At 38.9% G+C, this 524-nt stretch carries 2 protein-coding genes; one reads left to right on the top strand and one right to left on the bottom strand.

Going from position 1 to position 524, the window contains the following annotated elements; all coding sequences use genetic code 11:
- On the top strand, positions 1-261 hold a 261-nt coding region (locus ACFINZ_RS12115), incomplete at its 5' end, for a hypothetical protein (RefSeq protein ID WP_375701660.1).
- 81 nt (positions 262-342) lie between these two features.
- Here ACFINZ_RS12115 and ACFINZ_RS12110 read toward each other — a convergent pair.
- Positions 343-524: hypothetical protein (locus ACFINZ_RS12110; RefSeq protein WP_375701659.1), on the bottom strand; the 182-nt coding region annotated here is incomplete at its 5' end.

Genomic DNA, 524 nt, shown 5'->3' with positions numbered 1-524 from the left:
ATAAAGAACTTAATGGACAACAAATCACATTCGCGGCGGCTACAACAAAGAACTGACGTAACACTCTGCACAGTTAATGAAAAAGTGCTGACCTCAACAGGTGATATAAAAAATACAAAAGCTCCCTTCACACCTCACTTGCACTCACAAGAAACCCCAAATCCATCTTTACTGTCAAGAGCAATAGGGTATGATTTGCTTGAAATTTTGCAGGTTAGAAATGTCCATGCTGTCTTACAAGAACATTCTATTGATTTATAAAGATAATTCATTGTTTTAAAACGTGAATAAGAACCCTGGAGTTTCGTAAAATTCTCTGATCTCAAAGCCTCTTAGAGTGAATCAATCAAAATCATTGGCTTGCATATGACAAGCGAGATGCGGGTGTGGACAAAAACTCTTCAAGAAAGGAATCAAAATGCTCCTTATGAACCCTCTCAATGCGAGAGTTGTCACAACATTTTGAGCTGGCAAAGAGAATGATAACGCCCGCCTGCTCTTTTCATAAGCGTAAAGATGGCGGT

This window comes from Bartonella sp. AA81SXKL (assembly GCF_042196945.1).
Taxonomy (GTDB): Bacteria; Pseudomonadota; Alphaproteobacteria; order Rhizobiales; family Rhizobiaceae; genus Bartonella.
This window is presented reverse-complemented; position numbering and strand designations above follow the sequence as displayed.